28 protein-coding genes and 1 tRNA gene are annotated in these 25,476 nt (G+C 41.4%); 4 read left to right on the forward strand and 25 right to left on the reverse strand.

Annotated elements, in window-relative coordinates; all coding sequences use genetic code 11:
- Position 1 precedes the first annotated feature (1 nt).
- The 5 genes from PCY71_RS02070 to rpiA form a co-directional block, all read right to left on the reverse strand.
- Positions 2–763 carry a hypothetical protein gene (locus PCY71_RS02070; protein WP_048771723.1) on the reverse strand — a complete coding sequence of 254 codons (762 nt, stop codon included), beginning with the start codon at positions 761–763 and terminating at the stop codon, positions 2–4.
- Positions 760–1,473: a purine-nucleoside phosphorylase gene (deoD, locus tag PCY71_RS02075; protein WP_048771810.1), complete on the reverse strand. Its 714-nt coding sequence runs from the start codon at positions 1,471–1,473 to the stop codon at positions 760–762. Before deoD ends, PCY71_RS02070 begins: the two co-directional genes overlap by 4 nt.
- Positions 1,474–1,805: 332 nt before the next feature.
- Entirely contained in the window at positions 1,806–2,618 is an 813-nt protein-coding gene (locus PCY71_RS02080) for a purine-nucleoside phosphorylase (RefSeq protein ID WP_048771722.1), read from the reverse strand.
- Between the two features lie 29 nt (positions 2,619–2,647).
- A complete protein-coding gene (locus PCY71_RS02085) occupies positions 2,648–3,859 on the reverse strand; it encodes a phosphopentomutase (protein WP_048771719.1) in 1,212 nt (403 codons plus the stop codon).
- A gap of 13 nt (positions 3,860–3,872) precedes the next feature.
- Positions 3,873–4,550, reverse strand: a complete 678-nt coding sequence (gene rpiA, locus PCY71_RS02090) for a ribose-5-phosphate isomerase RpiA (protein ID WP_002909641.1) — start codon at positions 4,548–4,550, stop codon at positions 3,873–3,875.
- 176 nt (positions 4,551–4,726) lie between these two features.
- Between rpiA and mnmE the strand changes: the two genes are divergently transcribed.
- Positions 4,727–6,100 (forward strand): tRNA uridine-5-carboxymethylaminomethyl(34) synthesis GTPase MnmE, encoded by a 1,374-nt coding sequence (gene mnmE / locus PCY71_RS02095; protein ID WP_002909640.1) that lies wholly within the window; start codon positions 4,727–4,729, stop codon positions 6,098–6,100.
- Positions 6,101–6,248: 148 nt separating this feature from the next.
- On the forward strand, positions 6,249–6,776 hold the full coding sequence (locus PCY71_RS02100) for a hypothetical protein (RefSeq protein WP_002900261.1): 528 nt from the start codon (positions 6,249–6,251) through the stop codon (positions 6,774–6,776).
- Positions 6,777–6,920: 144 nt separating this feature from the next.
- On the opposite strand, the gene PCY71_RS02105 is transcribed toward PCY71_RS02100, so the two are convergent.
- From PCY71_RS02105 to PCY71_RS02140, 8 genes are all read right to left on the reverse strand, one after another.
- Entirely contained in the window at positions 6,921–7,658 is a 738-nt protein-coding gene (locus PCY71_RS02105; protein ID WP_002900260.1) for an alpha/beta hydrolase, read from the reverse strand.
- Positions 7,659–7,687: 29 nt separating this feature from the next.
- Positions 7,688–7,759, reverse strand: a tRNA-Arg gene (locus PCY71_RS02110).
- Between the two features lie 40 nt (positions 7,760–7,799).
- Positions 7,800–8,147 carry a 50S ribosomal protein L19 gene (gene rplS, locus PCY71_RS02115; protein WP_002900259.1) on the reverse strand — a complete coding sequence of 116 codons (348 nt, stop codon included), beginning with the start codon at positions 8,145–8,147 and terminating at the stop codon, positions 7,800–7,802.
- A 118-nt stretch (positions 8,148–8,265) separates the two neighbouring features.
- Positions 8,266–8,592 (reverse strand): fluoride efflux transporter CrcB, encoded by a 327-nt coding sequence (crcB, locus tag PCY71_RS02120; protein WP_002909639.1) that lies wholly within the window; start codon positions 8,590–8,592, stop codon positions 8,266–8,268.
- The gene (gene crcB / locus PCY71_RS02125) at positions 8,589–8,963 is read right to left on the reverse strand and encodes a fluoride efflux transporter CrcB (protein WP_002909638.1); all 375 of its coding nucleotides are present in this window, start codon (positions 8,961–8,963) and stop codon (positions 8,589–8,591) included. Before crcB (PCY71_RS02125) ends, crcB (PCY71_RS02120) begins: the two co-directional genes overlap by 4 nt.
- Positions 8,963–9,226, reverse strand: coding sequence for a chorismate mutase (locus PCY71_RS02130; RefSeq protein WP_002909637.1), 264 nt, complete (start codon positions 9,224–9,226; stop codon positions 8,963–8,965). Before PCY71_RS02130 ends, crcB (PCY71_RS02125) begins: the two co-directional genes overlap by 1 nt.
- Before the next feature lie 545 nt (positions 9,227–9,771).
- The gene (sufB, locus tag PCY71_RS02135; RefSeq protein WP_002902982.1) at positions 9,772–11,154 is read right to left on the reverse strand and encodes a Fe-S cluster assembly protein SufB; all 1,383 of its coding nucleotides are present in this window, start codon (positions 11,152–11,154) and stop codon (positions 9,772–9,774) included.
- 123 nt (positions 11,155–11,277) lie between these two features.
- A complete protein-coding gene (locus PCY71_RS02140) occupies positions 11,278–11,718 on the reverse strand; it encodes a flavodoxin (protein ID WP_002909636.1) in 441 nt (146 codons plus the stop codon).
- A gap of 105 nt (positions 11,719–11,823) precedes the next feature.
- On the opposite strand from PCY71_RS02140, the gene PCY71_RS02145 reads away from it, so the two are divergent.
- Positions 11,824–12,759, forward strand: coding sequence for a bifunctional oligoribonuclease/PAP phosphatase NrnA (locus PCY71_RS02145; RefSeq protein WP_048772862.1), 936 nt, complete (start codon positions 11,824–11,826; stop codon positions 12,757–12,759).
- A 107-nt stretch (positions 12,760–12,866) separates the two neighbouring features.
- Positions 12,867–13,109 (forward strand): type B 50S ribosomal protein L31, encoded by a 243-nt coding sequence (locus PCY71_RS02150; protein ID WP_002895374.1) that lies wholly within the window; start codon positions 12,867–12,869, stop codon positions 13,107–13,109.
- Positions 13,110–13,319: 210 nt separating this feature from the next.
- Here the strand turns inward: PCY71_RS02150 and PCY71_RS02155 are convergent, their stop codons facing one another.
- From PCY71_RS02155 to PCY71_RS02210, 12 genes are all read right to left on the reverse strand, one after another.
- Positions 13,320–15,248, reverse strand: a complete 1,929-nt coding sequence (locus PCY71_RS02155; protein ID WP_032912448.1) for a cell wall protein — start codon at positions 15,246–15,248, stop codon at positions 13,320–13,322.
- 705 nt (positions 15,249–15,953) lie between these two features.
- Entirely contained in the window at positions 15,954–16,244 is a 291-nt protein-coding gene (locus PCY71_RS02160; RefSeq protein WP_002918910.1) for an AraC family ligand binding domain-containing protein, read from the reverse strand.
- A gap of 29 nt (positions 16,245–16,273) precedes the next feature.
- Entirely contained in the window at positions 16,274–17,062 is a 789-nt protein-coding gene (gene ldcB / locus PCY71_RS02165; RefSeq protein WP_032913093.1) for an LD-carboxypeptidase LdcB/DacB, read from the reverse strand.
- Between the two features lie 10 nt (positions 17,063–17,072).
- Positions 17,073–18,803, reverse strand: a complete 1,731-nt coding sequence (locus tag PCY71_RS02170; RefSeq protein WP_002918908.1) for a hypothetical protein — start codon at positions 18,801–18,803, stop codon at positions 17,073–17,075.
- 15 nt (positions 18,804–18,818) lie between these two features.
- Positions 18,819–19,877 (reverse strand): DUF6574 domain-containing protein, encoded by a 1,059-nt coding sequence (locus PCY71_RS02175; protein ID WP_002918907.1) that lies wholly within the window; start codon positions 19,875–19,877, stop codon positions 18,819–18,821.
- A 98-nt stretch (positions 19,878–19,975) separates the two neighbouring features.
- Positions 19,976–20,290 (reverse strand): rhodanese-like domain-containing protein, encoded by a 315-nt coding sequence (locus PCY71_RS02180; protein ID WP_048772857.1) that lies wholly within the window; start codon positions 20,288–20,290, stop codon positions 19,976–19,978.
- Complete coding sequence (locus tag PCY71_RS02185) at positions 20,283–21,245, reverse strand: zinc-binding alcohol dehydrogenase family protein (RefSeq protein ID WP_048772854.1); 963 nt, start codon at positions 21,243–21,245, stop codon at positions 20,283–20,285. The genes PCY71_RS02180 and PCY71_RS02185 overlap by 8 nt, the downstream gene beginning before the upstream one ends.
- Positions 21,246–21,495: 250 nt before the next feature.
- Positions 21,496–21,984, reverse strand: coding sequence for a prolyl-tRNA synthetase associated domain-containing protein (locus tag PCY71_RS02190; RefSeq protein ID WP_048772850.1), 489 nt, complete (start codon positions 21,982–21,984; stop codon positions 21,496–21,498).
- Positions 21,985–21,995: 11 nt separating this feature from the next.
- A complete protein-coding gene (locus PCY71_RS02195) occupies positions 21,996–22,580 on the reverse strand; it encodes a uracil-DNA glycosylase family protein (RefSeq protein WP_048772847.1) in 585 nt (194 codons plus the stop codon).
- A gap of 53 nt (positions 22,581–22,633) precedes the next feature.
- Positions 22,634–24,040 carry a dipeptidase PepV gene (gene pepV / locus PCY71_RS02200; protein ID WP_002909617.1) on the reverse strand — a complete coding sequence of 469 codons (1,407 nt, stop codon included), beginning with the start codon at positions 24,038–24,040 and terminating at the stop codon, positions 22,634–22,636.
- A gap of 69 nt (positions 24,041–24,109) precedes the next feature.
- Entirely contained in the window at positions 24,110–24,715 is a 606-nt protein-coding gene (locus PCY71_RS02205; RefSeq protein ID WP_032912447.1) for a nitroreductase family protein, read from the reverse strand.
- A gap of 196 nt (positions 24,716–24,911) precedes the next feature.
- Positions 24,912–25,457, reverse strand: a complete 546-nt coding sequence (locus PCY71_RS02210; protein ID WP_002909615.1) for a hypothetical protein — start codon at positions 25,455–25,457, stop codon at positions 24,912–24,914.
- Positions 25,458–25,476 lie beyond the last annotated feature (19 nt).

The following is a 25,476-nucleotide window of genomic DNA, read 5'->3' on the forward strand; positions in this document are numbered from 1 at the left end:
CTTATAAGAGACTTTCTATGACCGCATTCGCTCGGTCGAAGTAAAAAGGTTCACTCTGATAAACAATGCCTGTCTCCTGCGCCAAATCAACCAGAAGCGCCATAAAATGCTGAGATGAGAAACCTGTTGTCCTGTGCAATTCTTCCTCATCGAAAGGCTTGATAAGATGAGCCAGTGGATTGCGGACTGACTTTTCTAACTCTCTTAGCTGCTGTGCTGATTCTTTGACAGATTCGGGTAAATTCAACTGCAAAATCAGCTCCGTCAAACTAGAAGAATTGACCGTGCTTTCTGCATGAAAATTTTGCAGGTCAGGATTATCAGAATGTCGCATCTTTTCAAACTTCCAACGGTCGTAACTAGCCCCTCGCGAATTATGAATATAGCTCTCAATATCTGGTATTTGCATGCGAATCAGCCGCATAAAAATCCGATAAATAGCTGGACTTACAGCTCGGATAAAGTCAATCAGCTGCTCATTTCTAAGCTTGGCTTCCAGATCATACAGGTAATTGACCAGCTGTTCATCCGCTTCATTTTCATGGTAAAAAAGCTGAAAATCAGCTAGGTCAGACCCAGTGATTTCCAACTTTAGATTCATCATAGATTGGATGTTGAGCTCTCTTCGCTCTGCTAAAGCCTCAAGAAAACGGACCAAGTCAGACTGGACACTGCTTCCTGCTCGCTCAGCCAGCTTATACGCATAAGCATAGTCATAGCGGGAAATAGCAAAGAGAATAGTTTCTTTGACATCTACTTTCATGCTTCTGCAATCAAGGTTTCCAAACCAACCTTCATCATATCGGTGAAGGTATTTTGGCGTTCTTCTGCTGTCGTATCCTCTTCAGGATTAACCAAACTATCAGAAATGGTCATAATAGCAAGAGCATCTACATGGTGCTGAGCAGCCAGATAGTAAAGTGCCGCAGCTTCCATTTCAACAGCTTTAACTCCCCATTTACCAAGCTCAATGTTCTTTTCAAAGTAATTTGAGTAAAAGACATCTGACGACAAAACATTCCCAACATGGGTTGTCATACCGAGATCTTTGGCGATATGATAGGCCTTATCTAGTAAATCAAAGCTAGCGATTTGTGGAAAATCATACTGTGGCCAGTCATTGCGGATAATGTTGGAGTTAGTTGCAGCCGCCTGCGCCAGTACTAATTCACGGACATGGACATCAGCATTAAGCGAGCCAGCTGTTCCGACACGAATCAGCTTTTTCACACCGTAGTCAACAATCAACTCACGCGCGTAGATAGAGATTGAGGGCATTCCCATCCCTGTCCCCATAACAGAAACACGCTGGCCTTTATAAGTTCCAGTGTAGCCGAACATATTGCGGACTTCATTGAAGCAAACAGCATCTTCTAGGAAATTCTCCGCAATAAATTTTGCGCGAAGCGGATCTCCCGGAAGAAGAATTTTATCAGCAATTTCACCTGCCTTAGCAGAAATATGAATAGACATAGTTAAGATACCAAACCCGTCAAAAGCAAAGGGAAAATAGGAGATGGCCGCAGTGAGCGATGCTCGCAAGACCATCTATCTTTTTCCCACCACTTTTAGGGTGGGTTCAATTCCTTTCTTTCTTATTTTTAATATTTCATAGAAAGACTAGCCCGAGTTCAATTCAAACTCAGATGCCCTTCCTTTCTGTGTTTATTTGAAAGATAGTTTTTCGCTCGTGTTCAAATCTGAACACACTCTAGCTTTCTTTAGTTTAATGATTTTATCGGCTAGATAGAAAGGCTGTTCCGGGTTTAATTACCAACCCAGACACTACGCCTTTCAACATTTTTTTACAATTCAGCAAGTGTTTCTTTAAGCAGTCGTTTGAAATCCCCCTTGACACGTTCTGTTACTTCAACTACTTCCTCATGATTAAGCTCTTCTTGGAACCCAGCAGCAAAGTTTGTAATGCATGAAATTCCAAGGACTTTCAAACCAGAATGTGCTGCTACAATCACTTCAGGAACAGTAGACATGCCGACTGCATCTGCACCCAAACTCTTGTAAGCACGAATTTCTGCAGGTGTTTCATAAGTTGGTCCAGTTACACCGATATAGACACCCTCATCCAGCTTGATACCAAGCTTATCAGCAACTTTGTGAGCGATGGCACGGTATTCTGGAGTGTAAGATTTAGACATATCAGGGAAACGTGGACCAAATTCATCCAAGTTTTCACCGATCAAAGGATTTTGACCAGTCATATTGATGTGGTCAGTGATCGCCATAAGCGTACCAGGACCATAGCCGATACCGCCGGCAGCATTGGTCACAATAACACCTGTCGCACCAAGAGCCTTCATCACACGCACTGGGAAAGTAACGATGTCTAAAGGATTTCCTTCATAGAAATGGAAACGGCCTTGCAGTGCCAAGACTTTACGCCCTGCCAAGTCTCCATAGACTAATTTCCCAGCGTGGCCAACAACAGTCGAGCGGCCCCAGTTTGGAATATCCGCATAGTCTAGACTAACGGCATTTTCGATTTCAGAAGCCAATTCTCCCAAACCAGATCCCAAGATCAGACCAAATTCAGGTTCTGTCATACCTTTTTCTTTCAGGAAAGCTGCTGTTGCTTTGATTTTTTCTGATAAGCTTGTCATAAAATATTTCCCTCACTCTCATATAATGCTTATACCAATTTGTCCAAGAAGCTTTCACCAATCATAGCATTGTCTACTCCGAAGTTTTCAGCAATGGTAGCTGATATGTCTGCAAAGTGGCCAACAGGAATATGACCTTGACCGTTCAGCGATTTTCCGAAGACCAAGAGCGGAATGTACTCACGAGTGTGGTCGGTTCCGGCATAGGTCGGGTCATTACCATGGTCAGCAGTAATCATGAGCAGATCATCTTCACGCATATTTTCAATGATTTCTGGGATGCGAGCATCAAACTCTTCCAAGCAGTCACGGTAGCCATGTGGATCACGGCGGTGACCATAAAGAGCATCAAAGTCTACTAGGTTAGTGAATGAGAAACCTTCTTTGAAGTTTTCGTCTTTGAGAGCCTTGACCAAAGTATCTACACCATGATTGTTAGACTTATTGTGTCCCATATCATGGTTGATTCCAGCTCCATTGAAGATGTCATTAATCTTCCCAACTGAATAGGTATCAATTCCAGCTTCATTGAGCTTATCAAGCACAGTTGGCTCAAAAGGAGAAACTGCATAGTCGTGACGGTTGGCTGTACGAGTGAAGTTGCCTGGCTCACCTACATAAGGGCGAGCGATAATACGTCCTAGAAGCGCAGGGCGTTCCAAGGTAATAGAGCGGGCGAATTCACAGATACGATAGAGCTCTTCCAAAGGAATCACTTCTTCGTGTGCTGCAATTTGCAATACTGGGTCAGCAGAGGTATAGATAATCAGCTCGCCTGTTTCCATCTGACGAGGACCAAAGTCATCAATAACTGCTGTACCAGAGTATGGCTTGTTAGCCTCACGAATGACCTTGCGACCAGAAAATTCTTCAATCTGAGTCAGGATTTCTTCTGGGAAGCCATTCCAAAAAGTATCAAAAGGCTCAGTAATATTGAGACCCATGATTTCCCAGTGGCCTGTCATCGTGTCTTTTCCAAGCGATACTTCCTCCAGCTTGGTATAGTAGCCGCTAGGATTTTCTTCTTGAGGAACTGTCTTCAAAGGAGCAGGACGCTCAATATTTCCCAGACCAATCTTAGCCATGTTTGGTACATTCAGTCCTACCGTTTTGGAAATATGTCCCAGAGTATCTGAAGCACCATCTGGTACCCCTGCATTGACAAAGTTATTGGCATCTGGTGCAGCACCGATACCAACTGAGTCCATGACTACCAAGTGAATACGATTAAATTTTGGCATAAAATACCTCTTTCTATTTATTGGCCTCTAAAACTTGGAGACCCGATTTTCCAGCAACAATGACCTTGTCTACCATTTGATTAAACAATCCATGCTCCACTACTCCCACAACATGATCAAGTTCTTGTGCAAACTCAACTGGATTTTCAATCACACCTAAATCTAAGTCAATAATGAAATTCTGCATATCCGTAACAAAACGTTGGCCATCTTTCTCACGAAAAGCAGGCTTATAGCCCGAACGCTCAAAGCGACGAAAGAGCTGTTCAGCACCGTACTGAACAACTTCTACTGGTAGCTTGAAGGCACCAAGATTCTCTACCATCTTGCTATCATCAACTACCCAGATATAGTGCTTGGTAGGCACCGCTACGACTTTCTCCATGAGAAGTGCGCCACCACCGCCCTTGATACCGTTAAAGGCTGCGTCAACCTCATCAGCACCATCAACAGTGACATCCACCTGATCCACATCGTCGATAGATTTGAGCGGAATACCTAAACCTTCCGCCTGTTTGCTAGTGACACTGGAAGTCGTAACAGCTGTTATCTGCAATCCTTCTTCCTTAATCCGCCGACCAATTTCTTCGACAAAATAATAAGCGGTCGAACCCGTCCCGAGACCAACAATCATCCCGCTTTGAACAAATTCAGCAGCCTTGATTCCTGCCAGTTTCTTTAGATTTTCCATAGCACCTCCTCAAATCACACTACTTTTATTATATCATGATTCTCACTAACATGAAAGTGTTTTCTTTACCAGACTTAAACTTCATTCCTTCCGCTTGATAATCGAAAGCCTTGCTCCTCCTTGATTTTTGCGTTACAATTAGATTAATTGATTTTAAACACAAGGAAAAATACAGTATGATTACCAGAGAATTTGATACAATCGCTGCGATTTCTACGCCTCTTGGCGAAGGGGCTATCGGCATCGTTAGACTAAGCGGGACTGACAGCTTTGCTATTGCCCAAAAAATCTTCAAAGGGAAAAATCTAAGCAAAGTAGAAAGTCACACACTCAACTATGGCCATATCGTTGACCCTCAAAATCAGGAAATCCTGGACGAGGTCATGGTTGGTGCTATGCGCTCTCCCAAGACCTTCACGCGCGAGGATATCATTGAGATTAATACCCACGGCGGAATTGCGGTCACAAATGAAATCCTGCAGCTGGCTATCCGCGAGGGCGCTAGAATGGCTGAGCCTGGCGAGTTCACCAAGCGGGCCTTTCTCAATGGGCGCGTAGATTTGACTCAGGCTGAAGCCGTTATGGACATCATCCGCGCCAAAACTGATAAAGCCATGAACAATGCTGTCAAGCAGCTAGATGGCTCCCTCTTCAACCTTATCAACAATACTCGTCAGGAAATTCTCAACACTTTAGCTCAGGTCGAGGTCAATATTGACTATCCAGAGTACGACGATGTGGAAGAAATGACAACCCAGCTTATGCGAGAAAAAACAGCTGAGTTTGAGGCTCTGCTGAGCAATCTACTCAATACTGCACGACGAGGTAAGATTTTACGCGAAGGTATTTCCACTGCTATCATCGGCCGGCCGAATGTTGGCAAGTCCAGCCTGCTCAACAATCTCCTGTGCGAGGACAAGGCCATTGTGACTGATATCGAGGGTACGACTCGGGATGTGATTGAGGAGTATGTCAATATCAAGGGCGTGCCGCTCAAACTCATCGATACCGCAGGGATTCGGGAAACCGATGACCTTGTGGAGCAGATTGGAGTTGAGCGCTCTAAAAAAGCCCTGCAGGAAGCCGACTTGGTCCTCTTAGTTCTCAATGCCAGCGAGCCTCTGACAGACCAGGACAGACAATTGCTTGAAATCAGCAAAGGCAGCAATCGCATCGTCCTGCTTAACAAGACTGACCTTGAAGAGAAGATTGAGCTAGACCAGCTGCCAGCAGATGCTATAAAGATTTCTGTCCTTCACAACCAAAATATCGATAAAATTGAAGAACGCATCAATCAGCTCTTCTTTGAAAATGCTGGTATCGTCGAGCAAGACGCCACCTACCTGTCAAACGCCCGCCATATCTCCTTGATTGAAAAAGCTCTGGAAAGCTTGCAAGCCGTCAACCAAGGCTTGGAAATGGGTATGCCTGTAGACCTTCTCCAAGTCGATATGACCCGCACTTGGGAAATCCTCGGCGAAATCACTGGTGACGCCGCACCAGACGAGCTTATCACCCAACTCTTCAGCCAATTTTGCTTGGGGAAATAGAGAAACAATAAATACCTGTCATTTCCAAACTTACACTTGAACTACTGTCCCTAGTTCCATCAAGTTCCATTGCACTCTAATTAAAACTATTGCTAAAATCTTCAAATTCATATAAAATAATTCTATCATATCAAAAAGGAGATTCTCCATGAAAAAAACCTATCAAGTATTCTTACTTGCAGCTAGTCTATTAAGTTTGGCCGCTTGTGCCCAATCTCAATCAAAGAAGCCACCTCAATCAAGTGATAAGGCTAAAACTTCCAAAAAATCATCCTCTAGCAGTAAGGTCAGTTCTAAATCATCTAGTAAATCTGATAGCTCTTCGTCATCCAGTTCATCTTCTGACTCCAGCAGCATTCCAAGCACTAACAGTAGCTCAAGCTCTACTATAGTAGATGGCAAGGAAGTTTCTATTACTTCCGAAGGTGCTTTTATCACTTTTCCTGAAATCGGAAAGGTTGTAAAGAAAGATGATGGCTATCTATTCGCTTCGCAAGGCCTTTGGGTAATGATTAGAACTGATGGACAATATATGTCTATCACATCAGAAGGTAGAAATATCAATAGCATTGATGTTGATCCTGGTCCAGTTAATGACGTCTATGCAAAATTTGGAGTTTCTGGAACTGCTGATATTGACGCGATTATAGAAAAAGCCAAATCATCAAACAACTAGAGTAAAAATAAAGCATACCTAACCAACTTTGCTTTGGGAAATAGAGAACAAGAGACCTAAAATTTAGGTCTCTTTTCGAATGCAATATTTTAATTCTTCAAAGTCATTAATTATGGCTTTAAATCAAGAAGAGTATTCCAACCCTCAATCTAAAACAGACCTTACCATCTTAGCCAGCCCCAAAGGATTGTCTACATAAATATTGTGGCCACAATCTTCAACTTCAATTAACTGAACATAATCAGGTAATTCTTTCAAAGCCTGATCTTTCCAATTCGGAGCAACTTCAGTTGCTTTAGGAATAAATAAATTAATTTGGCGGTCACCGAGATTGGTCAAATGTCCGTAAATACACCTCCGAAGCCTGAGCAAGTTCGTCACTACTTGCTCTGACACCCCCAACTTCCAGACCTGATCTTTTTCATCAAATATAAAATTTTCTTTGACTGCCTTAGCATAGTTTTGTGACCAATGCTTGGCTTCCTTTCTTTCTGAAGAAATAGCTTCATCTATGCTAACGTAGCTGGTGTTTTCTAAATAAAGTTTTGCATCTGTAATTTCCTCTTCTAAACTGCAGATTTTTTCTAAATCTAAGAAACCACCATCCAGCAGAATTAATTTCTTAACAGAAGGAAAGACAGAAGCTAGATAGACCGCGAAATCAGCACCTAGAGAATGTGCAATCAGAGTCATTTCTTGAGTCAAATCAACTTGCAGAGCAAACCACTCTTCCAAATCTGCTTCTTGGCGAATTTCTCGACAATATAAATCCAGATATACAATAGGGAGCTCTAGAGCTGTTAAAAAGTCTTGTGGGTAATAAACATTGCATCCCAGACCGCCAATAAAGTAATAAGCCATCTCTTTTCCTCCTGAGAGCATTGAAAAAAGCCTTAGACAGACTTTTAGAATGTCCCCTGCCGGAATCGAACCAGCAACTACTCCTTAGGAGGGAGTTGTTATATCCATTGAACTAAGGGGACTTAGAGAAAAACTCTGCCCAACGACAGAGTCTTTCTAAGATTAACGGCGAATTTCTTTGATACGCGCTGCCTTACCTTGCAATGCGCGAAGGTAGTACAATTTAGCACGACGGACTTTACCGTAACGAACGACTTCAATCTTGTCAACACGTGGAGTGTGGATTGGGAAAGTACGTTCAACACCGATACCGTTAGAGATTTTACGAACGGTGTATGTTTCTGAAATACCAGCACCTTTACGAGCGATAACCACACCTTCAAAGATCTGGATACGTTCGCGACTTCCTTCGACAACTTTCGCGTGAACGCGGACAGTGTCACCAGGACGGAATGCAGGGATGTCAGTACGAAGTTGACCTTCAGTCAAGCTTTGGATTAATGGATTCATTTTTTCTACTCCTATCTTACTAATCTTAAGGTTCATGACCGCAGCGGATTAGCCGTTTTTTGTGCTTCCATTAGGCACAAAGTATATTATATCAAAATTTCTAAAAATGTAAAGATGTTTAAATGAAAATTCCTAAAAGAATCGCTAAAAACCCGAGTATGTATGTCGAAGCCAAATAGAAAACAAATTTCTTTCTCTCTGAAAAGAGCTCTGCTAGCTCAGCGTTCATTGTAGAAAAAGTCGTCAGTCCACCACAGAAGCCTGTTGCTAAAATCACATAAAGCTGCTTGTCTTCTATATGATTATAAAAATAACCAATGAGAAAAGCACCTAGCAGGTTTGCCAATAAAGTCCCAATCGGCAGAGATGCTCTGCTATTGACCTTGGAGAAAACATAACGAACGAGAGCACCAGTGCCACAGCAGATTAACATCGCCCACATCATGACTTCACCTGCTTTCCAGCCCATAGGGCGATTGCAAGGCCACCACCTACACTTAAAACTAGATAGATAAGAAGCTCCATATAGCGCCCTGAATCTGCTAGTTTGATACTGTCTAGCAGAAGACCAGAAAAAGTCGTCAAACCTCCGCAAAAGCCGGTCGAAAGCGCTAGAATTAGGCGCTGAGACTTAACTTTACTGCTAAGATAGCCCTTGATAATATAGACCAGCAAAAAAGTTCCCAAATAATTGACCAGTAAGGTAGGCAGCGGAAATGAATCAGCAACAACTAATAAAAGAGCTATCTGATAACGCAGCCATCCGCCTACCATCGCAGATAAAGCCACAGCTATCGAGTTCTGTACTTCTTTCATTAGATATTTTTATTCTGAAATTCACGCGAACGTTTTAAAATGTCAGAAAAGGTCGCAACAACAGTTTCCTTGTAGTCTTTGTTTTCAACCTTATCCGCAACTCTGGTGAAAATCACACCTTCTCTCTTACTATCCAATACAGCCGTACCCGTTAATTTTTTTAAAGCCACGACTTGGTCGACCAGATTCATGCGTTGCTCCAACAAGGCAACGATTGCATCATCCACTTGATCAATTTCCTGTCTGATTTCTTCTAACGTCATCTACTTCCTCCTTATATTCTATCTATCATATCAAAAAATAGTAAAATTTTCTAGTTAAATTCTAAATAAAAAGGTCCAATGGACCATGATTAAAGGGGACTCGTAAGGGCGAGTTTTTATCTGCAACCTAAAACAGCTCCTATCTATAGATTAAAAAGGTTCCCCGAACCTTATTAAAGAGCACTCGCTTAACCGAGTGCTTAGCCACAACCTAAAAATACCCGTTAGGCTTGTCTCAGGGTAAACCGACTACCGTCGGTTCTTATCCGCAACCTAAAACAGTCCCTCGGACCTCAGATTAAAGGGAACTCGCAAAGGCGAGCCCCTATCTACAGATTAAAAAGGTTCCCCGAACCTTATTAAAGAGCACTCGCTTAACCGAGTGCTTAGCCACAACCTAAAAATACCCGTTAGGCTTGTCTCAGGGTAAACCGACTACCGTCGGTTCTCATCCGCAGATTAAAAAAGTCCACCGAACCTTGGATTAAGGAGAACTCGCAAAAGCGAGTTTTTATCCGCAGATTAAAAAGGTTCCCCGAACCTTTTTAACCAACTGAGCCTTCCATACTCATGTTGATGAGTTGGTTGAGTTCGACGGCGTATTCCATTGGTAGTTCTTTGGTAATGGGTTCCATAAATCCGTTGATAATCATAGCTGTGGCTTCTTCTTCACTGATGCCGCGGCTCATCAGATAGTAAAGCTGGTCCTCAGAAACCTTGGAAACTTTGGCTTCATGCTCTAGCGCGACATTGGAATTATGAATTTCATTAAAAGGAATGGTATCAGAACTAGACTCACCATCCATCAGAATGGTGTCGCACTCGATATGAGATTTGGAGCCTGCACTATTCTTACCAAAGCGAACCTGACCACGATAGTCTGTCTTACCGCCATCCTTGGCCACTGATTTAGAAATCAAGGTACTAGATGTCTTGGGCGCATTATGAAAAACCTTACAACCCGCATCTAAGTGCTGGCCATAGTTGGCAAAAGACATGGAGAGAACAGAAGTCCGTGCATTGCGGCCATTAAGAATACTACAGGGATATTTCATATTGACCTTACTGCCTAAGTTCCCATCAATCCACTCTAAGGTGCCCCCTTCATCAACAATCCCCCGCTCCGTTACGAGGTTATAGACATTGTCCGACCAGTTTTGAATGGTTGTGTAGCGGAAAAAGGCATCCTTTTTGACAATGATTTCGACATTTGCCGCATGAAGACTATTGCTTGTATAGGTCGGTGCTGTGCAGCCCTCGATATACTGGATGGAGCCACCCTCCTCGATAATCATCAAGGAGCGCTCAAACTGGCCGGCATTTTCACCATTGATTCGAAAATAGGTCTGAACAGGAACTTGACACTGGACGTTCTTGGGCACATAGATAAAGGTGCCGCCGGACCAAACTGCACTATTAAGCGCAGAAAATTTATGCTCAGCATTTGAAATCACAGTACCAAAATACTGCTTGACCAAGTCCGGATATTCCTGGACTGCCGTATCCGTATCGGTGAAAATAATCCCCAGCTTGGCAAACTCTTCCTTCATATTGTGGTAAACCACTTCAGATTCATACTGAGCCACAGCTCCAGATAGGAACTGCTTCTCAGCTTCTGGAATTCCCAAGCGGTCAAAGGTTTTCTTAATCTCTTCTGGAACTTCATCCCAACTGCGAGCCCGATCTCCGCTTAACTTCTGATAATAGATAACATCATCAAAGCGAATCCCTGACAAATCAGGGCCAAAGTCGGGCATAGGCAGCTTATGAAAGAGTTCCAAGGAGCGCAGACGATAGTCCAACATCCACTGGGGCTCATTCTTGATTTCTGAGATTTCTCGAACTACTTCTTCGGTCAAACCTTTACCAGTCGAAAAGAGCGGCTTGACGTCATCATGAAAGCCAAAGGCATAGTCGCGTTCTTTCATAGGTGCTCCTCCTTTATCTGATGGATAGCGCTTGCTTACATTATACTCCTAATCATGAGAATTGTCAGAAAATAACACTTTCGCACAAAAAAACGGCTGCAGCCGTTTCCTCAATTTATCACTTTAAACTTTATTAACCAAGCCTTCTGCAAAAGCTTCCAAACGTGCAATATCATCATCTTCCGCAGATAGGTCTACTTTAACACTTTCTGCACCCTTAACCGCTCCTGTAGCAGCAAAGGCAGCATCGAAGTCATCAACAGCCTTGCAGAATTCATCATAGAAAGTATCGCCCGAACCGACCACTCCGTAGACCTTGCCAGACAAATTCAAACCAGACAAGTCTTCGTAGAAGTCCATCATTTCATCCGGCAGCTCACCATCACCATAAGTATAGGTCGCTACAATCGCAATATCTGCTTCCAAGAAATCTTCTGCATCGACAGTGGTGCACTCGTCCACTTCAACTTCTACATCCAAATCTCTTAGCTTATCCGCCACAATATCAGCAATTTCCTCGGTGTTTCCAGTCATGCTGGCAAATACAATTTTCGCTAAGGTCATAGTTTCCTCCAAATTCTAATCTGCTCTCATTATATCATATCTTTTTTATTTTAAAAATAAAAACTCTTATGCTACAATGGGTAAAGAAAGTTGACGAGGTTATTTATGACTCTTTATCATGATATTTTAAGTAAGATCAAAGAATACGATACTATTATCATCCATCGCCATATGCGGCCAGATCCTGATGCTCTTGGTAGTCAGGTCGGACTGCAAAAGCTGCTTCAGTACCACTTCCCAGAAAAGACAATCAAAGCGACAGGCTACGATGAGCCCAATCTCATGTGGTTGGCACAAATGGACCAAGTCGCAGACGAAGAATACCAAGAGGCCCTAGTCATCGTCTGTGACACTGCTAATACAGCCCGCATTGACGACCAACGCTACACGATAGGCGACTTCCTCATCAAAATCGATCATCATCCTGATGATGAGGTTTACGGAGATATTTCTCTGGTAGATACAAGCTCTAGCAGTGCCAGTGAGATGATCGCTCTCTTTGCCTTTGAAAATGACTTAGACTTGAGCAAGGAAGCTGCAGAACTCCTCTATGCTGGTATCATCGGTGACACTGGCCGCTTCCTTTATCCTTCTACTAGCGCCCGCACATTCGAAGTAGCTGGCAAATTGCGTCAATATGATTTCGACTTATCAACCTTGTCCCGCAAAATGGACTCTATTAGCCGCCAAGTCGCTAAACTGCAGGGCTATGTCTATGAGCAATTGGAAATAGATGAAAATGGTACTGCGCGGGTCATTCTGCCTCAGGAAGTTTTACAAGCCTATCAACTGACCGATGCTGACACAGCAGCCATCGTCGGGGCACCTGGACGAATTGAAGAAGTCGGTCTGTGGGCTATCTTTGTTGAGCAACCAGACGGGCACTATCGTGTCCGCATGCGCAGCAAGGTTATTCCTATCAACGGTATTGCTAAAAATCATCACGGCGGTGGACACCCCTTAGCCAGCGGAGCCAATGCATTTTCAAAGGCAGAAATAGAGCAAATCTACACCGAGATGAAAGAATTGGCAAAAAAGTAAGAAATTAGTCTAAAAGTCTTGTCAAATCAATCAGAATTTGATAAACTATCAAAGTAACTAATCTATGGCTCGCAAAGAGACCATGGCAGAAAGGAAATTTTTGTAAAATGAGAAAAGATATTCATCCAGAATACCGCCCAGTTGTCTTCATGGACACTTCTACCGGCTACCAGTTCCTTAGTGGTTCAACTAAGCGTTCAAACGAAACAGTTGAATTCGAAGGGGAAACTTACCCATTGATTCGTGTAGAAATTTCATCAGACTCACACCCATTCTACACTGGACGTCAAAAGTTCACTCAAGCAGATGGACGTGTGGATCGTTTCAACAAAAAATACGGTCTCAAATAATCATAAGCACCAATCGGTGCTTTTTTTGTACTCAAAAATTTCTTTTCGCCTTTTTTGAACTTTAAAATCTGTTCACAACCGCCACTTTTGCTTCCTAGTTAATTCAACAAAAAAACTCCAAAAGTCAGACAATTAAAATCTAACTTTTGGAGTGTGGTTTATATGCAATCAAAGATTAAAAGCACAGATATTTAAGAATACAATTCCTTATTATTTATAGCTGTAAGCCCAGTAATAAACACCATTTCCATCTACAACTGTCGCTACTGCACCTTCAGTTACATTAGGATCAAGAAGCAATTCTCTCAGACCGCTGTTAGCCCATTTCTTAACGACAACAGAGGCATCTTCATCACGACGTCCAACAAAGCCTGAGCTATCGTATTGACGTGAGATTTCATTTACTTTTGGAAGTGCTTGATTTTGATAAATGTCTTCTGACCATGTCAACTCTTTCAAGCCTTGAGCTTTACGCTCTTCATTGATTTTAGCGAAAGCTTCTTTAGCTTTTGAAACATAGTCATAGTTTGTATCGTTTGTTGCTTCAACACGGTAAACAAACTTAACATAACCAAATTCTACATCACTGTATTTCTTATCCTCAACACCACTCTTAAGGTTTGCAATCAAGACATAATCCTTAGCATATGGGTTTTCTTTGGTTTTTTCAAAGATTTCTGGATCTTCGATTTCCCATTCAACTTTGGCATCCCATCCTGCGTTATCAAGGAACTTAGGATTCATCTTTTCGATAACGTAGTTCTTGAACTCTTCAACGTTCTTGAATGGCAGCGGCTGACCAGCTTTAGCCGTTGTCACTAGGTTAGTTGAGTACAATTTCACGCTAGAGTCTTTATCACTGTACATGTATTCATCATCTGCAGTGTTTTCGTGAAGTTTAGGATCAAGAGCTGGATCGTTTGGATCAGTCATGCCTTGCAGTTTCCATTTGTCACCAAACCATTTCCAATACGCTGAATATCCTGTACGTTCTGAATCAGAAGGCACGTAGTAGTAATGAGTGCTTCCGTCATAGTAGTAGTTTGGATCTTTCTCAAGAGCTTTGTCACCTGGTTTTCCAGACGGGTAAATCAATTTTGGAACTCGTCCATTCGGTGCCCATGCCAAGTGCTCAAGACCTTCTGCTGGTTTTTCAACATATGGTGGAATTTGATCTTCACTTGGTTTATCAGTTGTTACCAAACCAGGAGTCTCTGGCACAGCAGGTGTTGTTGGAGTTTCTGGTTTTGGTTCTGCTGGTTGCTCTGGTTTCGGAGCAAATGGATCAAACTCACCTTCTGCACCGCCAATTGGAGGATTTTCTGGCAAATCAACACTTGGTACCTCAGGTTTTGGTTCTGCTGGAGTTGTTGGTTGTTCCGGTCTATCATTTGGAGCTGGAGTTGGTTGCTCTGGTTCCGCTGGAGTCGGAGTCGGAACTTCTGGTTTTGGTTCTTCCGGCTGGCTTGGAGTTGTTGGATTAGTTGAGTTATCAGCAGAATCCTTAACAAACACCCACTTACCATTTTGATAGTAGTAATAGTCGCCATTATCTAATACATAATAATGATAACCATTTTCATAACGATAATGCGGATCGTTTTCCAAGTTGTTATTGGATGTGCTGTTATTGTTAGTATTTGTCAATGGTTTCCACTCACCATCACGATAGATGCGGTAAGAACCATCCGTCATACGGTAGTAATGGTTACCATTCCAGTAAATGTAGTTTTCATCGTTTGCAAGATTGTTGTAATTATTCCAACCATTGTATCCGTAATTGTTGCTATAGTTATAATTCCAGTTGTTATATCCTGGATAATAGTTATTATAACCATAGTTGTAATTATAGCCATTGTAACCGTAGTTATATCCGTAGTTATAGTTGTTATAGCCATAATTGTAGTTATTGTAACCATAGTTGTAGTTATTGTAACGGTAGTTGCGGTTGTTACGGTAATTATAGTTGTTATAACCATAGTTATAATTGTTGTAACCACCATTCCAGTAATTATAGCCTGGTTGATAGTAGTTATAACCATAATCTTGAGCCTGAGCATTATTCGCAAGAGCGAATGCTGGAATAATAGCCGCAGCCGCTACAACAGATCTTGATAAGAGTCTGAAACGATTGTTCATATTAATTAAACCTCCAAAGTGACCAACATCACTTTATTTTTTTGTGGGGGGGGATTTATTTTTTTGTGCACAACTTCATAAAAAAGAATTTCACGAAAATACTGCCAGCTGACAGTTGACTACCCCATCATTATCAAACGCAAAAAAACGAATCACTAGTTAGTGAATCCACCTGATTAAAGGTTGCACATAAATGTTTTTATAACATTTGATTTAGAAAGAAAGAAGCCAATATGCTTGAAAATACTTTTTTATGCATATCTCACCCTCAAGACGAATTATAGCACAAGAAATTTTTGAATGCAAGCATTTTAGTTAACAGGGTGTAAATTATTTTTATGGGTAATTTTTTATAGTTCGTCTTTTTGTTTATTTTTCTATTTTTTAGCTTTAAATATCTATAAAATCTTATTTTTGACGAACTAAAACAATAGAAGAATGTTTATAATTTGGTTTACACAGTGTAAATTATTTTTATTGTTTATTTATAAAAACTTCTCACCCTCTCATTTCTATTTTTTATTTAAGTTTATTTTAAGCTTATCTTAAGCCTTTTTTAAGCTTATCTTAAGTTTGTTTTAAGAATCAAAGAATCTGTTTATGAATCCCTTTCTTATGGGTTTTTATTTACAGAAATGAATAAGTGTTAAAAAGTAGTAAAAAATACTAGAAGCATTTATTCCAGCTTCTAGTATTTTGAATTTATTAATATTTGAGTTGTTTGATAACCAAGAGGTGGCTATCTTCCTCCCCGACCAAGCTGTGTGGCTCATTGGGCTCCATCGTCAAAAAGGAACCTGCCACTAACCGAACGGTTTGTTCGCCAGCAGAAAAGCTTACATCTCCCGACAAACAAACAACTGTTACTAGTGCATCAGCACTTTGCTCTGGTACTTCTTTTCCTTTAGCAAGATGCAGATGATGGATGATTCTGCCTTCTTCTTGCACAGGTGTTTCTGCAAAATCATTATTGGGATTGGTAACAAAAAATTTCATTTTCTTCCTCCTTCTAATGGATGATGTGACTACTGATCTTCATAGCCTCCACCAGTAATGCCGAAATATTCTTCTAAAGATTTGCCTGATTGAACAATTTCCTTGGCTTCTTGACCAATATAGCGCAGATGCCAGCTTTCAGGCATATAGCCAGTTGAACCTTCCTTACCCTCTAGATAGCGAACGATAAAACCGTATTTATAGGCATTATTTAGAAGCCACTGACTTGCTCCAGCTTCTTGTACGAGATTGCCATTCTTGTCAATCAAGTCAAATGCCAAACCAGTCTGGTGCTCGCTGTAGCCTGGCCGAGCCGAATAGCGGTCTGCAGCTGCCTTACCATCCTGATTGACATAATTTTGATAGAGCTCGGTCTGAGTATCATAGCTGCGGAAACCACTGTATTGGTCGCTAATGGCATAGCCTTGTGCCTGCATGTCTGCAATCAGTTTGAGCAATTCTTCTTTAGCAGTCGCATTCTCACCTGGGTTATAGGAAGCTGACAAAGGATAGTGTTTGTTGACAACGAGAATCTCATCATATTTCCCTTTGATACTGTAGTAGCTGCCGTTATAAGAAACATTTTGATCAAGAGTTTTGGCCTCGTGATTTTGCTCCTTTTTAGTATCAGTGCTGTCTGAAGATGTTGTCGTATCTTGACTAGAGTTTTTATCTTTTTCAGCATCTTGTTTCTTAACTGTACCAGTTGAGCTAGCCGCTTGTTTATCAGAGCTATCTCCAGTAGTGTCTTTACCAGACGAACACGCGCCTAGAACAAGAACAAATGCTGCAAGAAGAATTAGTTTTCTGTATTTCATTGTCATAATATCAACCTTCTGAAACTTCAAGATTATAGATTACAAAAGAATCTCCGCTAGGTTTCAAGTAGTAAGTCTTATTTTTACGATTTACACTATTTGGAGTGTTATCGACATAGTGGACTGTATAGTCCTCATATGTTGTCACGATATAGGAACCATTTTCTTCCTTGATTTCACGGATATCCAAAGCTCCTGGCTCATAATAGTTAATTTTCGCTTTCTTAACACCACCACCAGTGGTCCACTCAACCATTTCTCGATATACTGCACTAGAGGTATCGTAGTATTGAGAATAGTTGTTGCTTCTGTTAGAAACTGAGCTGAAAACAGCACTGCGGTAGTCATTAAGGAAAGTAGAGACTTTTGCTTTTTGAGCCTCAACCTTTTTCGCTTCTTCGTTCTTTTCTCTAATCTTAGAAACTACTTCCTTAGGAAGAGATAATTTCACATTCGTGGTATCATCTTCCACAATCACTGTCTCTTTATTGGTAGTAAAGGTAGTATCAGAGATAGTAAACTTAGCATAAATTTCAAGTTCTTGATAAGGAACAAGCTGCAACTCAGGGGTCAAACTGCTACCACTTTCTTTACCATTAACAACAATTTTAATATCTGTTGCTTTTGAAGTTTCAGAAGGCATCGTAATTTTTAGCTGTTTCTTTTCAGACTTGAGATCCAGTTTGATTTCATTATCCTTAGCTGTAGCTAAATCAAGCTGAACTTTACTCTCTACATCTCCAACATCTGTCTTACCTTTGAGTGTAAAGTCTTGTTTGATAAAGTGATATTCACCCAATTCAGTGTCTGTATTTTTCTTAAGAGTAATAGTTTTTTTCTCACCAGGTTTAATGGTAGCATTATCTAAATTTGTATTGACTTTAACTTTGACTGGATAGGAAACCATTTGATATTCCTGGAAAATACCAAATTTCTTACTCTTTTCAGTAACACCTAAAATCTTATTATTGTTGTCATCGATATAAGCAGATTTGCCATTTGACTCAACAATGTTATCTAGCTCAGTTTCGAGATTAATCTCCTGGCTCTCTAGGTGCTCAACTAAAGCTCTTGCTTCAGCACGTGTCCACTTATCGGATTGAGTAGAGAGAAGACTTGCCACTTCATCAAAGTCTTTACTAGAGACGGCTTTTGCAAAATGGTCTGTAACTACTTTAACTCCGGTTATAGAGTTTAGATAGAAGAAAGCTCCAATCAAAGTGGCAACTAAAACGGTTGGAGCCCCAATCATGATTGCTTGCTTCTTTGATATTCTCTTTTTAGCCTTTTTTACTGGTTTCTGTGGTAATTGCGAATCGAGCAGTTCAGACCGAATAGGCAAGTTAGAGAACCCTTGACTCTTAGCTTCTGCAAATTCTTCTTTGGTAGGTTTTCGACCAATATTATTTTCAAAAGCTTGCAGCCAATTCTTGCGAAGTTCTTCATATTGGCTAGATTCAAATGCGCCTTGCTTCTCATCTTGGGAAGATGGTTGAACCGATTCTTCTGTGACAGAATCTTCAGAAGGTGTCTCCTGAACAATATTTTGATTATCAGAAGCTTCATCAGTAGTATTTTCTACTGACGAAGTATCTGTGGTTTCTTCCTCTGCTTCACCTGCAATCTCCTTAATCTTTTTTGGATCAAAGTTAGATTGTTTGCCGGCTTGGAACTCACTTGCAGTTGGTTTTCGACCAATTACTTTTTCAAAGAGATCAACCCATTTTTCTTTTGTTGCCATAAATCTCCTCCAAGATTACATCATTGCGATACTAGTTAGTAGAGAAAAAGCGATGAAAGAGAAGAAAAGTGTAATCACACCATTGACAATAATGGCCAATAGGTATTTATAAAAAGGATCCATAGAGTTGTTTGTCTTAGAATAAATCAAAGCAAAGGTCGCTCCAACTCCGACTAACAAAAGACCAATCCATGTGAAAAACAGAGATAAATGAATAATACCCAACAGAGCAAACAGAGCAGAAACAGCAATAAATGGAAGAACAATAGCATACAGTCGGCCATACCAATCAAAAGCCTTATTAAAGGTAAAACTTCTATCTTGGTAGACCAAACGCTTCACAACAAAACCACCTAATATAATAGAGAAAAGGAAGAGAGCCGCTGCTATCAGAGAAACAAAGAAGACTTTGAAATTAAAAGTCGGTCCATTATACATACCAAAACTCATGATACCAATGGTACTGAAAATATTGTAGTTTGCAACAATAGCAAAAAAGAACGCTGTCAAACCTAGAGAAAGGTAACCATTCACCTTGCTGCTCTCAACTTCAGATGTCGGTGATTTCCAAGCTGAAACGAGCCAAGCCCAGAAACCTTTCATTGTTTTAGAAAACTCGCTGGGTTGAGGAGGTTGTTGACTGTAATAAGCCTGCGGTCCTTGTTGAGGTACTTGTGAATTGAACTGTCCTTGCTGCGGGTTGTTCTGATAAGCTTGCGGACCAGAAGACTGAGGCTGGCCAGCAAAGGGGCTCGCTTGCTGAAATCCTGGTTGCTGATATGCTTGATTCGCTTGTTGCTGTGGAGCTTCCTGGTACTGTTGAGCAAAAGGTTGTTGGAAGTTTTGCGGCTGAGCAAAGTTTTGTGGTTGACCTTGTGTTTCAACTGTTTGAGCTTCTTGTTGAGGCTGTTCAAAACTTGATGAAGCTGGGCTAGCGTCACTAGGAGCTTGCTCCGCACTTACCTGTTCAGCCTCAACAAATTCTCCAGCAGCCAAAGCTTGAGCAATTTCTTCCTCTGTAGCCGAGCGTCCATTAACGGCTTCAAAATATTCAAGCCAATCTTCTTTTGACATAAAACATCTCCTATCTATAAATTATTATACTACTATAGTATACAAAAAAAGGGCCGGAAATTCAATCTATTCCGGCATTTGCTCTTCTTAATCGCTTGTCATATCGTCAATTTAGCAGGAAAAGCTTCCACTCCTCCTTCGACATTGATCACTTGGTAACCCTTAGCTTCCAAAAATTCGCAGGCACGCGCTGAGCGTCCGCCTTTTTGACAGATGATATGGTAGGGGATTTGTTTATCTAGTTTTCCATAATTTTCAGGCAAGGTGCTGAGAGGCAGATTCTGAGCCCCAGAGATATGTCCAGCAGTAAATTCATCCACCTCGCGAACGTCAATCAACCGCAGTTCTTCTGCCTGTAATTTGTCATATAAATCTTTCGCACTAATTTTTTGCATCATTTTTCTCCTATTCATTCATAATCACGATTTTTCCAAAACCTGCCGTCCCCTCGACAAATGCATGAGCTTTGGGCACCTGCTCTAGGGAAAAGACACGCCTTGGTGTAACATTGACCTGATAGCGGTCAATATAGTCAAATAATTCATTCATCAAGTCTTGACTCACATGAGCAGAGTGAAAACTTGTCAGAAAACTGTTATTTTTAATTTCTTCAATTGGGTTGAAATCATCCAGCTCCCACTGACCTCCTAAGAGGCCGGTCACACAGATAATCCCGCCCTCTGCGATATGGTCAAAAGAATTCTTGACAGTTGCCGGACCGACCAACTCTAGGATTTTGTCAAACTTCTCCTCTGTTTCCAGCCGTCCATCCTGATCTATGATGATATCGTCGTAAGCTTGGTGTTTGAGTAGAAACTGTTTGGAACCACTATTGACCGAACCAACGATATGTGTGTCTGGAAACTGTGCCTTGACCAGACGAGCAAAGGCCAAACCGACACCGCTAGTGGCAGCCCGAACCAAAATCTTGTCATTAGGCTCAATGCGCAGATTTTTCATAGAACCTAGGGCAGTATAATAGGTCTCTGGCACTGCTGCCAGCTCTGTCCAGGTCAGGTTGGTCTCGACTGTATAAATTTGATTGTTTGGCAGGAGGACATACTCAGCATAAGAACCATCAAAAGCTCGCCCCATTTCTCCCATGATGGAAACCACTTTTTGATCGACCTCTAAATCTTCTCGAGTCGTCTTGGCCACTTGGCCAACACACTCAATACCTAAAATCCGAGGAAAGGCGACACTAGGCGATAAACCCTCACGAGTAAAAATCTCCGATCGGTTAATCCCAAACCCTCTGACCTTGACCAAGGTCCAGCCTTCTTGAAGTTGTGGAATCGGTCTTTCTTCCAGCAGAAGCTTTTCTGGACCACCTGCTTCGTAAATGACTATAGCTTTCATCGTTTCCATAGAATCACCTCGCTTTCTACAAAGTTTAGCATTCTAAGCTTAGACTTATCAAAAAGTCAGGCAGCTGCTCCTGCAAGTTCTAATAGTGCTTTTACAAAATCCATCAGCCGGCTGTTGGAGAATCTCCTGAGGGGAAGCACGTTGCTGGATATGTCCTTCATCCAAAATCAAGATAGAGGGACAAGACGCTAGGTTCGACCACCCGAAAGAGCAGCTAGATATTGCTCCTCTATCACAGCAAAACAGTTAGTTAAAGCTCAAGAACTTGGTAAGAATAACCTAAATCTTGCAAGAATTTAAACAAATCTGTTGTAGAGATAAAGATAGTCTTTTCATTGGTATTAGGATGGAAAGTCATGATATCCTCAGATACAATGTCCTTATCAAAATAAACTTGAATGTCCTTTTCCTCGTTGTTAAGCAGACCAAAAGGTGATACAGTTCCTGCTGGTAGGTTCATTTTCTCTGCCAAGGAGGCCAATGAGGCCATGCGAATCCGATCGGCTCCCACTTTAACTTTAAAGTCATCCATATCCAATCGTTTCTTGTCATCCATAATCAGAAGATAATACTGAGTTTTCTTCCTGTTGGTCAAAAACATGGACTTAGTCCGAACACCTTCCATTCCTTCAATATAGCTATCTGCCTGCTCTGTCGTAAATGCAGGTGGGTGCTCTACCACATCAAAGGCAATCCCCAACTCTTGCAACTTATTAGCTACTTGTTGATAAGAATCCATAGTTTTTTCCTTTATTGATGAATAATCTTTTGTACCAATGCTTGTAAGTCTGGAATAACCTGCTCTGCAAACCAAGGGTTTTTAGCCATCCAGATTTGGTTGCGGGGCGATGGGTGTACCAAAGGGAAAAAATCAGGCAGGTAGTCTTGATAATGCTGGACCGTCTCAGTCAGTTTGATATTTCCTTTTTGATGCAGATAGTATTTCTGTGCATACTGACCAATCAAAATGGTCAGCTCAATATCTGGCAAAAGCTCTAAAATCGGCTGATGCCATTTGTCCGCAAAGTCCTTACGAGGTGGTAAATCTCCAGACTTCCCATGTCCCGGAAAATAAAAATCCATGGGTAAAACCGCAAAGTAGCCAGAATTATAAAACGTGTCTTCATCAACCCCCAGCCATTCCCTCAGTCGATCACCACTCTTATCTTTCCAGTAAAGCCCTGCCTCTTGAGTTTTCAACCCTGGCGCTTGACCAACAATGTTAATCCGAGCATTCTTTGGTGCCGCAAAAAGCGGTTTGATTCCTTTCTCCGTAAATTCCTCATTTTCTGGGTCGGCCATGATGGCCTTAGTAATATCATCTAATGTATGCATAGCAGCTCCTTGCAAAGAAACTCATTTGGCAAGACCAAACGAGTTCTTCTTTTTTATTTGATTAATTCGTAGATAGCTTCCGCGTAAATGGCCGCAGCACGGAAAAGGTCTTCTACATCTGTAAATTCATTGGCTTGGTGCATGGTGTTGACATAGTCAGGGAACATAGCACCAAAAGCCACACCGCGCTTCAAAAGACGGCCAAAGGTTCCACCACCGATGACTTGCTCATGCCCTTTAAGACCTGTTTGTTTTTCGTAAACACTCAAAAGAGTTGCTACCAATTCATCATCTGCTGGAACATAGTGCGGAGTGTGCCCATGCTCAGACAGACTTACTGACACAACACCAGCAACTTTTTCAAGACCAGTCTGAATCTTTTTCGGATCAGTACCTTGAGGATAACGGATGTTCAGAGCAATAGTATTGTCAGCCTTGGCGCTGTCAAAATGGAAGACACCGGCATTCATGCTGAGAGCGCCCATTTTAGCATCAGTATAAGCAATTCCTAATTTCTCACCAGCAAAGTCCTCGTGCAGAACTTGAGCTGCGACTTCCAAATAATCCTTGGCATCACCAGCAAAGTCAAATTGATTGAGGAAAAGAGCCAGATAGGTTGCTCCGTTGATACCGTCCTCTGGTGTAGAACCATGAGCTGATTTCCCAATAACTGTCACTTCAAGAGCGTCGCCATTTACTTTCAGACTAGCTGAAACCTTGTGGGCAGAAGCAAAGTCTTGCAATTTGACATCCAATTCCGCTGCATCAACTGCTGCTGTAAAAATAGCTGTCGCTGATTCTGGCACCATATTCTCACGAAGTCCGCCAGTGAAGCTCTTGAGTTTAAAGCTGCCATCATTACTGTTACCAAAGTGGAGATATTCTGTGATATTCCCTTTTTCACCGTTAATGATTGGGAACTCAGCATCTGGTGAGAAACCAAAGTCTGGCTCAGGTAGACCAACATGCTTGAAATAATAGTCCATGTCTTGCCAACCGGATTCCTCGTCTGTCCCCACCACAAAGCGCACGCGCTTAGATACTGGTAAGCCCGAGTCTTTGATGATTTTCAAACCATAGTAACAAGCCATAGTTGGACCTTTATCATCAGATGAACCACGCGCATAAAGCTTACCATCAATAATTTCAGGTTTGTAAGGATCTGTATTCCAGCCACTTCCAGCAGGGACTACATCCATGTGGGCAAAAATCCCAAGTTCTTCCGGACCCTCACCAAAAGTAAAGTGACCAGCATAATTGTCCACATTCTTCGTTTCATAACCATCGCGTTCAGCAATTTCTAAAAACTTATGCAGAGCTTGAACAGGTCCAGGTCCAAAAGGACGTTCCTTATCCGCCTTGGAATCGTCCCGCTCTGAGTTGATTTCCAAAAGACTGAACAGGTCAGCTAAGAGATCTTCTCTTCGTTTTTCAACTTCTGCTTTAAAATCAATTGTCATTATTTCACCCCAACTTCCAATTCGATTTAAATCGATGTATATACGAATTAAATCATAAACCTATCTATATCAACGTTTCTCAATGATTTCATCAACTGGCAAACGATAACTAGGTTCTAGTTTTTCATCAGTATAACCAACAGTAATCAAGAGTTCCGGACGGAAACGCTCATCAATTTCCAAAACCTCATTAACCTTAGATTTATCAAAACCTAAGATGATGTTAGAACCGATACCTTGGTCAGTCAGAGCCAGAATAAGATTCATGGCCACCAGACCAGCATTGAGAGATAAATAATCGCTCTTTTGCTGTTCACTATAGCGAGCAAACTCAGCTGGCAGATTCTGCATGTAAAATTGGAGCTGCTCGTCAGAGAAATTTCTCACTCCAGCAACACGCGCAATCTTGCGAGCCCGCTTGGTTAAATCAGTATCAGTAAAGAGTGCAATGGTCACTGGAGCTTCCTTAATCTGGTCCACATTTCCACCGAAAGCTGTCTCTGCTAGAGCCTGATTACGCTCCCGCACCACAACGAACTTCCACGGCTGGCTATTGTGAGCGCTAGGTGCCAAAGTTGCAATCTCAATCGCTGTGCGAACATCCTTTGGATCCACAGGTTTGTCATTGAAATGCTTGGTCGCATGACGCTTTTTATTGAGTTCTAGAAATTTCATAAGTCGCATCCTTTTCTAAATATACTAGCTTCATTTTATCATATTTTGTAAAAGTTTGCAGAAGTTTTTCACTGGGAGAAACTTTACACCGTAACTGTTATGAACATTTTAGGCTTTCTCTCAAATACTCGTCCTTCGATTGATTTTAAATTTTAGTAATAAAAAAAGCAGGTGATAGTCACCTACTTTGTAGATATTACTGAGCTGACGTAAGTGGAGCAAGAGCTTTATAAGCGCCCTCAATCGCCTTCTTCATGGTATCACGTCCTGTTTTCAATTGCTGAGCAAATAAAGCACGATTTTGTTCTGGAACTTCTGTATCATCTGAACCAACACTTGAAAGGGTTTCATTAAATGTCTCTCTTGAAGTTTCCATAGACTGAATTGCTGGTTCTACTTGTTGATTGTATGCTTCTTTCCCAGCCTCAGGTACTTTAGCCCCGATTTCATTTATGTACTTTTTATAATTATCAATCAACTTACTAAAGAGGGCTTTCATGTCACCAATTGTTTTAGCATTGTCGATTTCTTCATCTGTCAAAAGAACAATTTCTGGGATTTCTGCATCTGAACTAGCTGTTTTTGATGAAGTTTCAGAGCTACTTGATTTACTCTTTGAAGTAGATGTTTTTTCTACAGAACTTGAAGCTTTTTCAGAAGAATCTGATGTTGTTTTTCCAGAACATGCTGCTAAAGTTATAACAGATAAAAGCGCTACACTAGCTGTAATAATTTTTCTCATTACTGTCTCCTATTAATAA

The organism is Streptococcus sp. SN3, assembly GCF_030439905.1.

Excerpts from the sequence above, each read along its gene's own strand:
- PCY71_RS02140 (WP_002909636.1), bottom strand. The coding sequence starts at position 11,718 with ATGACCTTAGCGAAAATTGTATTTGCCAGCATGACTGGAAACACCGAG.
- PCY71_RS02080 (WP_048771722.1), bottom strand. The coding sequence starts at position 2,618 with ATGACAAGCTTATCAGAAAAAATCAAAGCAACAGCAGCTTTCCTGAAA.
- PCY71_RS02085 (WP_048771719.1), bottom strand. The coding sequence starts at position 3,859 with ATGCCAAAATTTAATCGTATTCACTTGGTAGTCATGGACTCAGTTGGT.
- mnmE (WP_002909640.1), top strand. The coding sequence starts at position 4,727 with ATGATTACCAGAGAATTTGATACAATCGCTGCGATTTCTACGCCTCTT.
- PCY71_RS02100 (WP_002900261.1), top strand. The coding sequence starts at position 6,249 with ATGAAAAAAACCTATCAAGTATTCTTACTTGCAGCTAGTCTATTAAGT.
- pepV (WP_002909617.1), bottom strand. The coding sequence starts at position 24,040 with ATGACAATTGATTTTAAAGCAGAAGTTGAAAAACGAAGAGAAGATCTC.
- PCY71_RS02160 (WP_002918910.1), bottom strand. The coding sequence starts at position 16,244 with ATGAAATTTTTTGTTACCAATCCCAATAATGATTTTGCAGAAACACCT.
- PCY71_RS02180 (WP_048772857.1), bottom strand. The coding sequence starts at position 20,290 with ATGAATAGGAGAAAAATGATGCAAAAAATTAGTGCGAAAGATTTATAT.
- PCY71_RS02205 (WP_032912447.1), bottom strand. The coding sequence starts at position 24,715 with ATGAAATTTCTAGAACTCAATAAAAAGCGTCATGCGACCAAGCATTTC.
- crcB (WP_002909639.1), bottom strand. The coding sequence starts at position 8,592 with ATGATGTGGGCGATGTTAATCTGCTGTGGCACTGGTGCTCTCGTTCGT.
- PCY71_RS02175 (WP_002918907.1), bottom strand. The coding sequence starts at position 19,877 with ATGTCAAAAGAAGATTGGCTTGAATATTTTGAAGCCGTTAATGGACGC.
- rpiA (WP_002909641.1), bottom strand. The coding sequence starts at position 4,550 with ATGGAAAATCTAAAGAAACTGGCAGGAATCAAGGCTGCTGAATTTGTT.
- deoD (WP_048771810.1), bottom strand. The coding sequence starts at position 1,473 with ATGTCTATTCATATTTCTGCTAAGGCAGGTGAAATTGCTGATAAAATT.
- PCY71_RS02150 (WP_002895374.1), top strand. The coding sequence starts at position 12,867 with ATGAGAAAAGATATTCATCCAGAATACCGCCCAGTTGTCTTCATGGAC.
- PCY71_RS02170 (WP_002918908.1), bottom strand. The coding sequence starts at position 18,803 with ATGGCAACAAAAGAAAAATGGGTTGATCTCTTTGAAAAAGTAATTGGT.
- PCY71_RS02105 (WP_002900260.1), bottom strand. The coding sequence starts at position 7,658 with ATGCTCTCAGGAGGAAAAGAGATGGCTTATTACTTTATTGGCGGTCTG.
- sufB (WP_002902982.1), bottom strand. The coding sequence starts at position 11,154 with ATGAAAGAACGCGACTATGCCTTTGGCTTTCATGATGACGTCAAGCCG.
- PCY71_RS02190 (WP_048772850.1), bottom strand. The coding sequence starts at position 21,984 with ATGGATTCTTATCAACAAGTAGCTAATAAGTTGCAAGAGTTGGGGATT.
- PCY71_RS02070 (WP_048771723.1), bottom strand. The coding sequence starts at position 763 with ATGAAAGTAGATGTCAAAGAAACTATTCTCTTTGCTATTTCCCGCTAT.
- PCY71_RS02185 (WP_048772854.1), bottom strand. The coding sequence starts at position 21,245 with ATGGAAACGATGAAAGCTATAGTCATTTACGAAGCAGGTGGTCCAGAA.
- PCY71_RS02130 (WP_002909637.1), bottom strand. The coding sequence starts at position 9,226 with ATGACGTTAGAAGAAATCAGACAGGAAATTGATCAAGTGGATGATGCA.
- ldcB (WP_032913093.1), bottom strand. The coding sequence starts at position 17,062 with ATGAAATACAGAAAACTAATTCTTCTTGCAGCATTTGTTCTTGTTCTA.
- PCY71_RS02195 (WP_048772847.1), bottom strand. The coding sequence starts at position 22,580 with ATGCATACATTAGATGATATTACTAAGGCCATCATGGCCGACCCAGAA.
- crcB (WP_002909638.1), bottom strand. The coding sequence starts at position 8,963 with ATGAAAGAAGTACAGAACTCGATAGCTGTGGCTTTATCTGCGATGGTA.
- rplS (WP_002900259.1), bottom strand. The coding sequence starts at position 8,147 with ATGAATCCATTAATCCAAAGCTTGACTGAAGGTCAACTTCGTACTGAC.
- PCY71_RS02210 (WP_002909615.1), bottom strand. The coding sequence starts at position 25,457 with ATGAGAAAAATTATTACAGCTAGTGTAGCGCTTTTATCTGTTATAACT.
- PCY71_RS02155 (WP_032912448.1), bottom strand. The coding sequence starts at position 15,248 with ATGAACAATCGTTTCAGACTCTTATCAAGATCTGTTGTAGCGGCTGCG.
- PCY71_RS02145 (WP_048772862.1), top strand. The coding sequence starts at position 11,824 with ATGACTCTTTATCATGATATTTTAAGTAAGATCAAAGAATACGATACT.